The following is a 15,246-nucleotide window of genomic DNA, read 5'->3' on the forward strand; positions in this document are numbered from 1 at the left end:
TTATTACCAAAAAGTTTAAATTTGCTGTATGCTGAAAAGAAAATATATTTATCCGCTAATCATTCTGGCGGTTGCCGCTGCTTTATTGTTAGCAGAGCGATGTAATTAGAAAGACATCCTGTCTGAATCCAGTTTGACAAAAATAAATAGGAGAATTGTAAATGCCCAAAGTCCTGAACCTCCATAACTTAAAAATGGTAAGGGAATTCCAACTGTAGGAAAAATGCCTATAACCATGCCAATATTTACAAGGAAGTGCATAAAGATTATTCCTATTACCCCATAACCGTAAACCCGGTTAAAAGTTGAACGCTGCCGCTCTGCCATATAAAGTAGACGCAACATAAGCAGTATAAACAGGGCAAGAATAAACGTGCTTCCTAAAAAGCCCCATTCTTCACCTACCGTGCTAAAAATATAATCGGTATGTTGTTCAGGCACAAAATGACCTTTGGTTTGAGTTCCTTCTGTCCAGCCTTTTCCGAATAATCCGCCGCTGCCTATTGCAATTTCACTTTGGTTAGTATTATAACCAATACCACGAGAATCTACTTCTTTGCCTAATACAATATTAAATCTATCCCGGTGATGCTGTTTAAAAACATTCTCAAATACATAATTTACTGAAAGCGAAAATCCAACTGCAACCGCTGCAAAAAATAAATATTTTAAAATGTTAGGTCTTCTTTTTCGGTTTTTAAGATAAACCAGTATTGCAATTAGTAATATTCCGCCAATTACCCACAAGGGGCCGAATGCCAGTGTGGCTACAAAAAGAATAGCAGCGAAAAACCCGAGTAACAAATAAGCAAAATGCAGTCCCTCCCTGTACAGTGCAAATGCAAATGAAAAATAGACCATTGCACTACCTGCATCGGGCTGTAAGAGCACTAAGATCATTGGCAGGGCAATAATTAAAAATACTCGTAATTGATGCTTAAAATCTTTAATATTTGTTTGTATACCACTTAGATATTTTGCTACGGCCAAAGCGGTGGCTGCTTTTGCAAATTCTGCAGGTTGAATACTAACTGAGCCAATTTGGTACCATGCAGTCTGCCCGGCAATGGTGCTTCCAAAAACAAATAATCCTGCTAAGCTTAAAAGGCTTGTGGCATAAATTACACTAGAAAACCGCTGGTAAAATTTTGCTTCAATTGAAAGGATTAGAATAATAAGGAAGATGCTTAATGCTATAAACAGGGCCTGCCTGCTATAAGGAGCGTCCATATTAAAAAAATCAATAGGGCTGCCGGAGCCCAGAGACGCCGAGTAAATATTGGCCCATCCAAAGCCTACTAATAAAAGGTAAATTAATATAGTAATCCAATCAAATCCTGCTACGCTTTTACTCATTTACCTATTTATTATAAAAGGTTCTCCACTTAATGGTTTTGCGTACTCTTCTTCAAGACTGTGGCTTAAAATCCAGTCTTCCATATCTGTTCTGGTAATTTCTTTTTTAATATATTTTTCAACCATTAAGCTAGCAATTCTTCCGGCATAACGGCTTCCCCAATATCCGTTTTCCACAAATACTGCAATAGCTATCTTTGGATTGTCTACCGGTGCAAAAGCTACAAAAATAGAGTGGTCTGTAAGTTGGGTGCGTTTCCCATCAATTTTTGTAAAGTTTTCTGCGGTACCTGTTTTACCAGCGATTTCAATTCCGGGGATTTGCAGACTTCTAGCAGTACCATTTTTGTAAACCTGGTGCATACCTTCAACTACAGGGTCGAAATGTTTGGAGTCTACCGTTGTGATGTTTTTTACTGTAAATTTCTCTTCTTTTATAGGATCACCTTCTACAGCTTTTAAAATATGGGGAGTGTAGTACCATCCACGGTTTGCAATAGTAGCCGTCATATTTGCGAGTTGAATGGGCGTCATTAAAACTTCTCCCTGGCCAATGGCATTAGATATTGTTGCCGTAGAATACCATTTGTATGTTGGGTAATTATAAATTCGGTTATAATAATCGGCATCAGGAATTTTACCCGGTCTCCCTGTACTAAGATCATTTCCCATAAACTGACCAAGGCCAAAACTTTTTAAATGTGCATTCCAGGTATCAATCCCTTCTTGTGGGGTGGGAAATTTTTCTATTGTTTTTCTATAAACCTGTGCGAAATAAGAATTACAGGAGTTTGCGATACCCGGCACTAGATCCAGGGGGCTGGGATGAGCATGGCAACCCAAAGGACGCCTGGCTCCGTAATTATAACCGTTGTTGCATGAAAACCTGTCTTCGGTATCTATTACCCCTTCCTGCAGCCCAATTAAACCGGTTAAAGCTTTAAAAGGAGATCCGGGAGGGTATTCTGCCAAAAGTCCGCGATCATAAAGTGGTTGTGCAATAGAATCATAATATAGCCTGGTGTAATTTGGAGATCTTTTTCGGCCAACTAATAAAGCAGGGTCGTAATTAGGCGCAGTTACCAGGGAAAGAATTTCGCCACTTGCCGGCTCTATAGCTACAATTCCACCTCGTTTGTTTTCCATTAGTTTTTCGCCATACGCCTGTAATTCGGCATCTAAAGTGATATGTATATCTTTTCCTTTAGTGGGAAGCGTATCGTAAATACCGTCTTTATAAGGGCCAATGTCCCTGTTAAACCTATCTTTTTGAATGTATTTTACACCCTTTTCCCCACGCAGTAATTCTTCGTAAACTTTTTCTACGCCGCTTCTTCCAATAAGGTCACCAGAAATATAATACGGATCTTCATTAACTTTTTTCTGATTCACCTGCGCGATATAGCCTAAAACATTGGCACTATGATCTACCTGGTAATCTCTTAACGAACGTTTTTGAATATAAAAACCTTCATATTTTCGCATTTTTTCCTGTAAATAAGCGTATTCCGATTTTGTTAATTGCGGAATAATTACTGACGGAAGAATAGGAGAGTAGATTTTGGCCTTATCTAAACGGCGCCCTAATTCCTTTGGATCTATACTTAGAATTTCGCAGAATTCAGTAGTATCAAAAGGTTTAAGATTGCGTGGAATGGCCATCACATCGTAAGATGGTTGGTTAGAAACCATCAACTTCCCATTTCGGTCTGAAATATAACCTCGCTGCGGATAATCGTACACCACTTCAATAGCATTATCCTGAGATCTTACCGCAAAAGAATCGTCCATTATTTGCAAATAGAACAACCGGGCAAGAAAAATAATGCCGGTGGTAAGAATAATAATGTAAAGAAGTAATTTTCTCATCTATATTTTTTACTGAAAACAATAAGGCTTAGCATAATAGTAATAACACTGAAGATCCCTGAAAATAACGTTTTTTTGAGGACTATTATTATATGACTAAAGCTGAACATTTCCAAGAAAAACAAGATAAAATGATGAATTATAATACTGATAAAAATATAGCTTAATCTGGCTCCAAAAGGTGTTGTGGAAAGCCTTAAATTTTGATGATCATAGCTTATTCCAAAAGAAAATCGAAGCAAATTTGGCCTAATAAAAGCAATAACCACACAAGCTGCCGCATGAACGCCGCCGCTGTCTTCAAAAAGATCTATACTAAAGCCTAATAAAAAAGACAGTATTAAAAATAAACTCTGATTTGCATTAAATGGATAAAGTAAAATAAATAATACATAAAGGTAAGGATTTATATAGCCCAGGAAATTAATATTGTTAAGTATTAGTACCTGTATAAATACTAATCCTACAAACCTGATTATATTTTTTAAAATACTATTGTTCATCTTCCTTCTCTAATTCCAGTATTTCTTCCCGGTCCAGGTTTTCAATTACATATACATAACCAATGTTGGTCATATCATTAAAAAGCCTAACATTAATATTGTAATAACTCTGGCTTTGGTCCAGTTTAAAATTTTCTACACTACCAATAGGAATCCCTTCAGGAAAAATTAAAGATTTTCCCCCAGTGACTATGGTATCTCCTTCTTTTACGGGTGCCTGTCGTGGCACATCTACCAGCTGAACGATATTAGGATTTTTACCATCCCAGATTAAACTCCCAAAATGATTGGTTTTATTTAACTGTGCGTTAATTTGAGAATCTGAATTTAATATGGAAATTACTCGCGAGAATCTGCTGTTCACACGGTCTACGATTCCAATTACTCCCTTACTTGTTATAACCCCGAACTCAGATTTTATACCGGCTTCTTTTCCCTGGTTTAAGGTTAGAAAATTGTTGGGTTTGGCGTAGTTGTTATTAATAACCCTCGCGGTTCTAAAATAGTACGTGCCATCAAAACTGGTGGTATCGGTATAATTTTCTACCGAAATGGTATCGTTTAAATTGGTCAATACGTTACGCAGCTGCTTATTTTCTTCCATTAAGCGCTCGTTGTACTCGTCTAAATGCATGTACTTGTCAAAATCGTTGGCCCAGGAATAGATGCCGCCGGTAAGTACGTTTGCCGAGCTTATAAAACTACTTTTATGAAAAGAATGGGTTTGAATGGTAAAGAATACAGCTAATGCAAGCAGAAACAGGAATAGGATATTATTCTTATTCCGAATAAGAAAATTAAAAATTTGCTGCATAAAACTACTTCTCCTACTTTATCAAAATTCCCTTATAACGATTAAGGGTCTTTAAGCATATTCCGGTTCCTCTTACTACGGCTCTTAATGGATCTTCGGCGATATAAACCGGAAGATCGGTTTTTTGAGATAGCCTTTTATCCAATCCTCTAAGCATAGATCCACCACCGGCAAGATAAATACCGGTATTGTAAATATCGGCTGCAAGCTCTGGAGGGGTTTGAGATAAGGTTTCCATTACCGCGTCTTCAATCCTTAAAATAGACTTATCTAAGGCTTTGGCAATTTCACGATAAGAAATATTTACCTGCTTGGGTTTTCCTGTTAAAAGGTCACGTCCCTGCACGCTCATTTCTTCTGGCGGAACTTCTAAATCTTCAGTCGCTGCACCAATCTGTATTTTTATTTTTTCAGCAGTACGCTCTCCAACATATAAGTTGTGCTGCGTACGCATATAATAAACAATATCATTAGTAAATACATCACCGGCAATTTTAACCGATTTATCACAAACAATTCCACCAAGGGCAATTACCGCGATTTCAGTAGTACCACCACCTATATCTACGATCATATTTCCTTTAGGCTGCATAATATCTACGCCAATACCAATGGCAGCAGCCATAGGCTCGTGAATAAGGTAAACCTCTTTCCCATTCACACGCTCTGCACTTTCTTTTACCGCACGCATTTCAACTTCTGTAATTCCAGATGGAATACAAATCACCATTCTAAGGGCCGGTGTGAACATTTTCTTTTTAAGCGCCGGAATTTCTTTAATGAACATAGTGAGCATTTTCTCACTGGCATCAAAATCTGCAATTACCCCATCTTTTAATGGGCGAATGGTTTTTATGTTTTCATGGGTTTTTCCCTGCATCATTGCAGCTTCTTTCCCTACTGCGGTTATTTTTCCCGTAGTACGGTCTCGTGCAACAATAGAGGGGCTGTCTACCACCACTTTATCATTATGAATAATAAGGGTGTTGGCAGTTCCTAAATCTATCGCTATTTCTTCAATGAGAAAGTCAAAAAATCCCATGCTTTGTTTGGTATTGAGGTTTGGTAAATGTAATAAAATTAATGTTTAAAATGGCGTGTTCCCGTCATCACCATAGCTATATTATTTTCGTTGCAATAATCTATACTTAACTGATCTTTTATAGATCCCCCGGGCTGGATTACTGCTGAAATTCCTGCGTTACCTGCAATCTCTACACAATCTGGAAACGGGAAAAACGCGTCGCTAGCCATAACCGCTCCCTTTAAATCGAATTTAAAAGATCTCGCTTTCTCTATGCTGTGTGTTAAAGCATCCACACGAGAAGTTTGCCCGGTGCCGCTGGCGCATAATTGTTTGTTTTTTGCTAAAACGATGGTATTCGATTTTGTATGCTTGCAAATTTTTGAAGCAAACAACAAGTCAGATAACTCGGCATCTGTTGGTTTATTGTTTGTAGCCTCTTTTAAATCTTCAAGCGCATCAGTTTTGTTGTCTTTATCCTGTACCAAAACACCGTTCAAACAAGTTCTAACCTGTTTCTGCGGAAGTTCAGTTTCTTTCTGAGTCAATAAAATCCTGTTCTTTTTTCCTTTCAGAATTTCTTCGGCCTCCTTAGAGAAAGAAGGGGCGATAACCACTTCACAGAATAATTTATGAATTTCTTCAGCTGTAGTTTTATCAATTTCAACATTGCTAATTAAAACTCCTCCAAAAGCAGAAACAGGATCACCCGCCAACGCATCTACATAAGCCTGGTGAACCGTGTCGCGTTGAGCTAGACCACAAGCATTATTGTGCTTTAAAATCGCAAAAGTTGGTGCTTCGCCTTTAAATTCGTTGATGAGGTTTACCGCAGCATCAACATCTAATAAGTTGTTGTAAGAGAGTTCTTTTCCGTGCAGTTTTTCAAACATCGCATCAAAATCTCCGTAAAAAGTTCCCTGCTGATGTGGGTTTTCACCATAGCGTAATTCTTTTCCGGTTTGGATACTTGTTTTATAAGCTTTTACTTCGCCTTCAGCATTAAAATAGTTGAAGATTGCCGTATCATAGTGTGAGGAAATATTAAAAGCTTTTCCGGCAAAAAGTTTACGATCTGCAAGGCTGGTATCTCCATTTTTTTCGTCCAGTAAATTTTCAAAATCCTTATAATCTTCTACCGAAGAAACACAAAGCACATCTTTAAAGTTCTTTGCAGCGGCGCGAATAAGCGAAATGCCGCCAATATCTATTTTTTCAATAATATCCTGTTCTGAAGCTCCCGAAGCAACGGTTTTTTCAAATGGATAAAGGTCTACAATCACAATGTCTATCTGCGGAATTTCGTATTCTGCAAGTTCTTTTACGTCACCTTCATTATCCTGCCTGTTCAAAATTCCTCCAAAAACTTTTGGGTGGAGCGTTTTTACCCTTCCACCTAAAATTGAAGGATAAGAAGTTACATCTTCGACAGGTACAACTTCAATTCCAAGATCTTTTATAAATTTTTCGGTGCCACCAGTAGAGTAAATGGTGATTCCCAGGTTGTTAAGTTTTTTTACAATAGGTTCCAGGCCTTCTTTGCTGAATACAGATATTAAAGCAGATTTTGCTTTTTTTAAGTCGCTCATTGTGTTGTGTTTGTTAAAGTGGCAAAAGTAAGTATTTAACCCAAAAACATAAAAGGCATTTACTTTATTTATCCAGAAATTTTGTAACGAAATTTAAACCCGGGCGTCATACCACTAAGCACATAAAAATCCGGGCTTTATTTACTCGATATCCTGGTATTTACATGTGCCCGGCTGGCAGAATGTTTTAATTTACAATTTAATGCTCCGTGGTTCTGTCCCCGAGCTTTATTTATTATGCTGATATATCTACGCGTACTTAGGGAAAGTTTTAATTTTGCGATAAACGCGCTAAAAAATAATAAGCTAAGAACATTTCTTTCTTTGCTGGGGGTTACTATTGGAATTTTTTCCATTATAGGCGTTCTTGCTGCAGTAGATTCTTTAGAACGTGAAATTAAAGGAAGTTTAAGCGCTTTAGATAACAGCACCATTGTGGTAATGCGTTTTTCTTTTGGCCCCACCGATGTGCCGCAATGGAAACGCCAGCAGTTTCCAGATGTTTCTTACGATGAATATCAATACCTGAAACGAAATCTTCCCAATACCGAATCTATAAGTTTTACAATTGGCGTTCCCGATGAATCTATAAAATATCAGGATGTTACCAGTACCGGTGTTGGAGTTGGCGCTATTACCCACGAATATTACGATATTGAAGCCCTGGAACTGGAAGAAGGTAGGTTTTTTAACGAATCTGAGTCAGTAAGTGGTTCTCCGGTAATTGTGTTAGGGCACGAAATAGCAAATAATCTTTTTGGTGGACTTAATCCTCTTGGTAAGGAAGTGCGTTTATATGGCAGAAAGCTTACCGTTATTGGTGTGCTTAAAAAGCAAGGAGCTAGCTTATTTGGTGGCTCCAGGGATGGCCAGGTGTTCGTTCCTGCAAATATTGTGAGAAGAGTTTATGGAGATAATAATAAGGGTGTTTTCCCGCAATTAATTTTAAAGCCAGAAGATGATGTTGATAATGCCGAATATATGGCAGTCTTAGAACAACAGCTTAGAAATTACCGCGGAATAAAACCTGGCGATATCAATAACTTTTTTGTAAATCAACTTCAGGGTTTTGCCGATTTAATAGATAATATTACCGGTCAGCTGAATTTTATAGGATTAATAATTAGCGGATTTTCATTACTCGTGGGCGGTTTTGGAATAGCCAATATTATGTTTGTAAGCGTAAAAGAGCGAACCAATTTAATTGGAATTCAGAAATCTTTGGGAGCCAAAAATAAATTTATTCTCTTTCAATTTTTATTTGAAGCGGTAATCCTGGCTGTTATTGGCGGTCTGGTAGGATTGGGATTGGTTTGGTTGGTTTCTATCGCGGCTTCGCAATTTACCGGCGACTTTGAGTTTGAGCTTTCTTCCTGGAATATGTTTGTTGGCTTTGCAGTCTCAGCAGTAATCGGGTTAATTTCGGGAATAATTCCGGCAATTTCGGCTTCAAAATTAGATCCGGTAGAAGCTATTAGAACAGGAATGTAAAATTCAAGAAATGAAATTAAAATTTAAAGTATTCTATGTTTTAATCTGTCTTTTTACCGCATCAGTTGCCGTTGCCCAAGACGGTTTGATTCTTACTGCTGAAGAAAATAAGGAATGGATAGAAAGTCTTAAAGCTGAAGAAAAACTCAAACAACAATTAAATTCCTTGCAAAAGCGAATAATGGCAGATACAGCCGTAAACTCATCCTCGCATTTTATATGCTTCACAGGCCTTTCTTCCGAAAGGCGAAAAGAAATAGAAGCTAAAACAAAAGCTGAAAAACCAGGTAAAGACTTACATTCTCGTCACCGGCCTATATATCAATTCGTCAATAACGAAGAAGTAATTTATCTTAGCTCCATAAAAGGAAAAACAGCAGAAAATCTGCAAGAATTTCTTACAACCAAAAAGGTTTCTGCTTTGGAAATATATTATGATCAGCCCGAGAACGTTCTATATGGCGTGCGCGGTGAAAGTGGGGCGATTTTAATTAAAATAAAAGAGCAAAAAACTTTTGATTGATTACAACAATTACTGCTTTAAGTTTTAACTTAAAACTTCAGCCACTTTCTCATTAACCCATTCCAAAAATTCTTCATCTTCCTTAGAAAATGGATCTGGAGTGTGAGAATCTATATCAATCTGGCCAATGTTCTCGCCGTTTAAGAAAAGCGGGACAACAATTTCAGCTTTCACGTTAATGCTACAGGCTATATAATTAGTTTGTGCTTTTACATCAGGCACTACAAAGTTTTCATTAGAAACCGCTACCTGCCCGCAAATCCCTTTTCCAAAAGGAATAATAGTATGGTCTGTAGGTTCGCCTGCGAAAGAACGCAATTTCAATTCGTCTTTATCGCCATTTTTAAAATAAAAACCTACCCAATCATAATATGGGATATTTTCTTTTAAAACCTCACAAACCTGCGATAATCGGTGGTCTACCGATAGATTATCGTTTTCAAGAATAGTTTTAATTTCTGGTTTTAATTTCTGAAATGGCATAGTTGATATTTTGGTGCAAAAGTATTCAAAAATTATAGCAAGCACAGGCTCTTATTTATATAAATTTGTTAAAAACACTCTCTAAAATTGATCAGGTTATTTATTAAATATAAATCGGTTCTTCGTTTCATTTTTATGTTTTTGGGAAGTTACCTGGTGCTCACCCTTATTTATAATCTTTATTTAGAATTCTTTAGGTCGCCTATTTATTTTCCAGATTACATTACTCATCTTGTGGCAAAACAAAGTGAAATCTTAATTAGTAGTTTTGGTTATAACGCGCAAATTTTACCGCACCAGTCAGAACTTTCAATGAAGCTTATTGTTAATGAGGTCTATTTGGCCAGAATCGTGGAAGGCTGCAATGCAGTTAGTATCATTATTTTATTTATCGCTTTTGTACTTTCCTTTTTTGGCCGATTGAAACTCACACTACTTTATCTTTTAGCGGGTAGTGTAATAATTTATACAATGAATATTATTAGAATTGGTATTCTCGCTGTGGGAATTTACGAGTATCCGCAACATACCGAATTTCTACACAGCATTATATTCCCATTAATTATCTACGGCACCGTATTTTTACTGTGGGTTATCTGGGTGCGTATTTATAGCCAAAAACAGAAATTATGAAACAATTTTTAAGGCTATCAGGCATTGGGGTTTTAGTTATTTTGCTGATTTTGGTGAGGTTTTTTGAGCATCAGTTATTTTACGATCCGCTAATAGATTTTTACCGTTATGGCGGTTATTTAGCAATGGAAGTACCCGAAATTAATTTCCCTAAATTATTGCTTAACCTTAGTTTACGCTACTGGCTAAATACTGCTATTTCCCTGGTAATCCTTTTTGTTAGTTTTCGCGATAAAAATATTGTGAAATTTGCCGCCTTGCTTTTTACCTTACTTTTTGGAATTGGTCTGGCAACATTCAGTGTACTTTATTTTAATTTGAATTTAGAAAATGTAATGGGTTTATTTTATGTACGCCGATTTTTAATTCACCCAGTATTTATCCTTATTTTATTGCCTGCTTTTTATTATTACAGATTAAAAAAACGGGAAAACCTATAATATTGAAAGTTATTCCCAAAAATCTGGAAAGACTTTATTCCAAAATTTTACCTATTTTTGTAGCTGATGAAAAAAGCTTTTCAACATAGCATTTCTATAGCAATGGCATTTTTAGTGCTGTTTTCAACCTTTTCTTTTACGGTTGATAAACATTTCTGCGGAAGCTTTTTAGTAGATAAAGCAATTTTTTCTGAAGCCAAAACCTGCGGGATGGAAATGGAAACTTCAACTGAAGATTCCTGCTGTACCAATGAAAAAGTTGCGGTAGAAGGCCAGGACGAGTTAAAACACCAGTTTGATTCGCTAGATCTAAATCAACAGCTTTTCCTCACAGGCTTTGCTTATTCCTACATTTTTATTTTTGAAGATTTTTCAAAAGAAAATATTCCTTTTAAAGATTATTCTCCACCACTTCTGGTCAAAGACATACATCTCGAAGACCAGGTTTTCCTTATTTGATATACATTTTTGTAAATGTCATCCTGTTTCAAAATGATAAAATCGTCATTGCGAAGCACGACGCGATCTGTTAATATCAGCAGATTACTTCTCCCGATAAACATCGGTATCATAATGACTTTTACAGTTTCATTTTGAGCTATTTCTCATTTGTTTATAGCGCTTAGTTGTTTTATTAATGTATATCAACATTCATGTTTAATAAGATTATAAAATATTTTCTTTATAACCGACTGGTTTCTGTCCTGCTGTTAGTATTTCTAATCGGCTGGGGATTGGTAACTGCGCCTTTTAATTGGGACACCGGGTTCTTGCCAAGTGATCCAGTTCCTGTAGATGCCATTCCAGATATTGGAGAAAATCAGCAAATTGTTTTTACCGATTGGCCCGGGCGTTCTCCCCAGGATATAGAAGATCAAATTACTTATCCGCTTACCAGTTCACTTTTGGGAATTCCGGGAGTGAAATCTATTCGTAGTTCTTCCATGTTTGGTTTTTCCAGTATTTATATCATTTTTGAAGAAGATGTAGAGTTTTACTGGTCAAGAAGCCGGGTGTTAGAAAAGTTGAATTCTCTTCCTGCAGGTTTATTACCCGATGATGTTCAACCAACATTGGGTCCTGATGCTACAGGTTTAGGCCAGGTTTTTTGGTACACTTTAGAAGGTCGGGATAAAGACGGAAATGTAACCGGTGGCTGGGACCTTCACGAATTGCGTAAAGTTCAGGATTATTATGTGAAACTTGGACTAAGCGGCGCAAAAGGAGTTTCAGAAGTAGCTTCTATTGGTGGTTTTGTACAGGAATATCAAATTGATGTAAACCCCGATGCGCTTAAAGCCTACGGTATTGGCATCAACCAGGTAATGATGGCGGTAAAGAATTCTAACCGCGATGCCGGGGCGAAAACTTTAGAGGTAAACAAGGTGGAATACCTGGTTCGTGGTCTCGGTTATATTGAATCTATTGAAGATATTGAAAATACCGTGGTTGCCGAAAATGATAACACCCCGGTACTTATTAAAGACCTTGGCCGGGTAAGTTTGGGACCTGCCGAACGCCGCGGAGTTTTAGATATGGGAGGAGCTGAAGTTGTTGGCGGTGTGGTTGTAGCGCGCTATGGCTCAAATCCGCTGGCGGTAATTCAAAACACGAAAGATAAAATCCAGGAAATATCTACCGGATTACCATCTAAAACGCTTTCTGATGGTACCGAAAGTCAGTTAACTATCGTCCCTTTTTACGATAGAACACAACTTATTAATGAAACTATAAACACCCTGGAGCGAGCACTTTCCCACGAGGTACTAATTAGCATTATCGTAATTATTGTACTCGTTTTAAACCTACGGGCTTCCATTTTAATTTCCAGTTTATTGCCGGTTGCGGTGCTTATGACTTTTATCGCGATGCGCTATTTAGGGGTAGATGCCAATGTGGTAGCCCTTTCCGGGATTGCCATAGCCATTGGAGTGATGGTAGATGTTGGGATTGTTTTTGTTGAAAATACCATTCGCTGGCTGGAAATGCCCGAAAATAAAGATCTCCGCGGAAATAAACTCGCCGGAGTAATCTACAAAGCTACCGCTGAAGTAGCTCCAGCGGTAACAACAGCACTGGCCACCACAATTGTGAGTTTTATCCCGGTGTTCTTTATGGAAAATGCTGAAGGAAAATTATTCCGTCCCCTGGCTTTTACCAAAACCTTTGCCTTGGTTGCGGCTTTCCTTATCGGGGTTTTTGTGTTGCCAATGCTTTCGTATTTCTTTTTCAACATTAAAATCAATAAAAAGAAGACCCAGCAAATTTGGAATATCGTTTTAATCGTTTCAGGAATCGCTCTGGCTATTATTTTTAGTTTCTGGTTGCCTTTAGCTCTAACGTTAATTGGAATCGTAAAAATTCTTGAAGAAAGGAATCCACAGTTTTTTGGAAAATATACAAATTTGGTTATTCCCGGTTTAATCCTGGCGGTTACCGTATTCTTTCTGGCTGAAGAGTGGATGCCGCTTGGCTTTCAGAAATCGGCTTTTGCCAATTATATCTTTGTAATTCTTTTACTAAGTATCACCTTGGTGGTATTAATGATGGTGGTGAAGTTTTACGAACCGATCTTAAACTGGTGTTTAACCAATAAAGGGAAGTTTTTAACGCTCCCTATTATTACCATCTTTTTTGGGACGATGATCTGGTTTGGTTTTCCAAAATTATTTGGATTTGTAGCAGGCGGATTTGATAAAGTAGGTTGGAATGTGAGAACAACCCAGGTTTGGAGTGGAATGGCTCACATTTTCCCCGGGGTGGGCAAGGAATTTATGCCATCGTTAAGTGAAGGCAGCTTTTTACTGATGCCAACTACCATGCCGCACGCCGGGATGGAAGAAACCACCAAAACCTTGAAACAGTTGGATATGGCGGTAACCAGTATTCCTGAAGTTGAGGTTGCGGTTGGTAAATTAGGTCGGGCAGAAACCGCTCTGGATCCCGCGCCAATTTCTATGTTTGAAAATATCATTAATTATAAACCGGAATATATTCATGCTGAAGACGGCTCGATGCAGCGTTTTAAAGTTGATGATGAAAACCGTTTTATTCTCAAATCAGGGGACACTTTAACTAATGCTGAAGCTATCCAGCGAGATGTAATCGCTTCAAATTTAATTGAAGATGAAGATGGAAGGTTCTACCGAAACTGGCGTGAACATATTAATAGTCCCGACGACATTTGGAATGAAATTACAAAACGCACCAAACTTCCCGGGGTTACTTCGGCGCCAAAATTACAACCCATAGAAACCCGTCTGGTAATGTTGCAAACCGGGATGCGGGCACCGATGGGAATTAAAGTTTATGGACCAGATTTGAGGACTATTCAAGATTTTGGAATGGAACTGGAGGAATTGCTAAAGGAAGTACCTTCAGTAAAATCTGAAGCTGTTTTTGCCGATCGTGTAGTTGGAAAACCTTATCTGGAAATAGATATAGATCGAAATGCGATTGCCCGTTACGGACTTAGTATTGAAGACGTTCAGCAAACCATTGAAACTGCGATTGGGGGGATGGAAATCACTTCTACGGTAGAAGGCAGGGAACGCTTTCCGGTTAGGGTGCGATATCCCCGCGAATTAAGGAATGATCCTGAAAGTATTAAAAACATTCTGATACCGACTTCGGATGGGGCTCAAATCCCGTTAGGAGAGCTTGCTGAACTTAAGTATGAGCGCGGGCCGCAAATGATAAAAAGTGAAGAAACTTTTTTAACCGGCTATGTCCTTTTTGATAAACGCGACGGTTTTGCCGAAGTAAACGTGGTGAATGATGCCCAGCAGCATATTCAGGATAAAATTGATGCTGGCGAACTGCAAGTGCCGCAAGGGATTAGTTATAAATTCTCCGGAAATTATGAAAACCAGGTACGGGCTGTAAAACGTTTGGCAATCTTAATTCCTATTTGTTTGCTTATCATTTTCCTGTTGCTCTATTTTCAGTTTAAAAGCATTATTGCTTCAACAATCCATTTTTCAGGAGTATTTGTGGCCTTTGCCGGCGGCTTTATTATGATCTGGCTTTACGGGCAGGGCTGGTTTATGGACTTTGATATGTTCGGCACCAATATGCGTAGCCTTTTTCAAATGCAGGAGGTCAATTTAAGCGTAGCAGTATGGGTTGGATTCATCGCTTTGTTTGGTATTGCAACCGATGATGGCGTATTGATGGGAACTTATATTCACCAGATTTTTGAACGTAAAAATCCTCAAACAGTTTCAGAAGTTCGTGAAGCGGTGATGGAGGCCGGTTTAAAACGGGTGCGCCCCGCAATGATGACCACGGCCGTTACTATAATTGCGCTTTTTCCGGTACTTACTTCAACTGGAAAAGGTTCTGATATTATGGTGCCCATGGCCATCCCAATTGTAGGTGGAATGGTAATCCAGATTATGACGATTTTTGTGGTGCCCGTTTTACAGGCCATTTGGAGGGAAAATGCTTCTTCTAATTCCACAGAAGAAAGTGGAGAAGAACCAACAACAATTAAGGCATAGAATTTCTGAATGAAATAAG

General features: G+C 38.0%; 12 protein-coding genes. 6 read left to right on the plus strand and 6 right to left on the minus strand.

Going from position 1 to position 15,246, the window contains the following annotated elements; all coding sequences use genetic code 11:
* Positions 1 to 105: 105 nt before the first annotated feature.
* The 5 genes from rodA to purH form a co-directional block, all read right to left on the minus strand.
* Entirely contained in the window at positions 106 to 1,356 is a 1,251-nt protein-coding gene (gene rodA, locus AO058_RS07300; protein WP_075325852.1) for a rod shape-determining protein RodA, read from the minus strand.
* A complete protein-coding gene (gene mrdA / locus AO058_RS07305; RefSeq protein WP_075325853.1) occupies positions 1,357 to 3,225 on the minus strand; it encodes a penicillin-binding protein 2 in 1,869 nt (622 codons plus the stop codon).
* 492 nt (positions 3,226 to 3,717) lie between these two features.
* Complete coding sequence (gene mreC / locus AO058_RS07315) at positions 3,718 to 4,542, minus strand: rod shape-determining protein MreC (protein ID WP_075325855.1); 825 nt, start codon at positions 4,540 to 4,542, stop codon at positions 3,718 to 3,720.
* A 13-nt stretch (positions 4,543 to 4,555) separates the two neighbouring features.
* Entirely contained in the window at positions 4,556 to 5,584 is a 1,029-nt protein-coding gene (locus AO058_RS07320) for a rod shape-determining protein (RefSeq protein ID WP_057482684.1), read from the minus strand.
* Between the two features lie 38 nt (positions 5,585 to 5,622).
* Positions 5,623 to 7,155, minus strand: a complete 1,533-nt coding sequence (purH, locus tag AO058_RS07325; RefSeq protein WP_075325856.1) for a bifunctional phosphoribosylaminoimidazolecarboxamide formyltransferase/IMP cyclohydrolase — start codon at positions 7,153 to 7,155, stop codon at positions 5,623 to 5,625.
* A 237-nt stretch (positions 7,156 to 7,392) separates the two neighbouring features.
* On the opposite strand from purH, the gene AO058_RS07330 reads away from it, so the two are divergent.
* The gene (locus AO058_RS07330; protein ID WP_075325857.1) at positions 7,393 to 8,646 is read left to right on the plus strand and encodes an ABC transporter permease; all 1,254 of its coding nucleotides are present in this window, start codon (positions 7,393 to 7,395) and stop codon (positions 8,644 to 8,646) included.
* Between the two features lie 10 nt (positions 8,647 to 8,656).
* Positions 8,657 to 9,169 (plus strand): hypothetical protein, encoded by a 513-nt coding sequence (locus tag AO058_RS07335; protein WP_075325858.1) that lies wholly within the window; start codon positions 8,657 to 8,659, stop codon positions 9,167 to 9,169.
* 24 nt (positions 9,170 to 9,193) lie between these two features.
* Here AO058_RS07335 and AO058_RS07340 read toward each other — a convergent pair whose 3' ends face one another.
* Positions 9,194 to 9,652: a GAF domain-containing protein gene (locus AO058_RS07340; RefSeq protein WP_075325859.1), complete on the minus strand. Its 459-nt coding sequence runs from the start codon at positions 9,650 to 9,652 to the stop codon at positions 9,194 to 9,196.
* A gap of 87 nt (positions 9,653 to 9,739) precedes the next feature.
* Here AO058_RS07340 and xrtF point away from each other — a divergent pair, with 87 nt between their 5' ends.
* From xrtF to AO058_RS07360, 4 genes are all read left to right on the plus strand, one after another.
* On the plus strand, positions 9,740 to 10,285 hold the full coding sequence (xrtF, locus tag AO058_RS07345) for an exosortase family protein XrtF (protein WP_075325860.1): 546 nt from the start codon (positions 9,740 to 9,742) through the stop codon (positions 10,283 to 10,285).
* Entirely contained in the window at positions 10,282 to 10,725 is a 444-nt protein-coding gene (locus tag AO058_RS07350) for an exosortase F system-associated membrane protein (RefSeq protein WP_075325861.1), read from the plus strand. The genes xrtF and AO058_RS07350 overlap by 4 nt, the downstream gene beginning before the upstream one ends.
* A gap of 66 nt (positions 10,726 to 10,791) precedes the next feature.
* Positions 10,792 to 11,184 (plus strand): HYC_CC_PP family protein, encoded by a 393-nt coding sequence (locus AO058_RS07355; RefSeq protein ID WP_075325862.1) that lies wholly within the window; start codon positions 10,792 to 10,794, stop codon positions 11,182 to 11,184.
* A 194-nt stretch (positions 11,185 to 11,378) separates the two neighbouring features.
* Complete coding sequence (locus tag AO058_RS07360) at positions 11,379 to 15,227, plus strand: efflux RND transporter permease subunit (RefSeq protein ID WP_075325863.1); 3,849 nt, start codon at positions 11,379 to 11,381, stop codon at positions 15,225 to 15,227.
* Positions 15,228 to 15,246 lie beyond the last annotated feature (19 nt).

Source organism: Salegentibacter sp. T436, assembly GCF_001932675.1.
In the GTDB taxonomy this organism is placed as follows: Bacteria; Bacteroidota; Bacteroidia; order Flavobacteriales; family Flavobacteriaceae; genus Salegentibacter; species Salegentibacter agarivorans.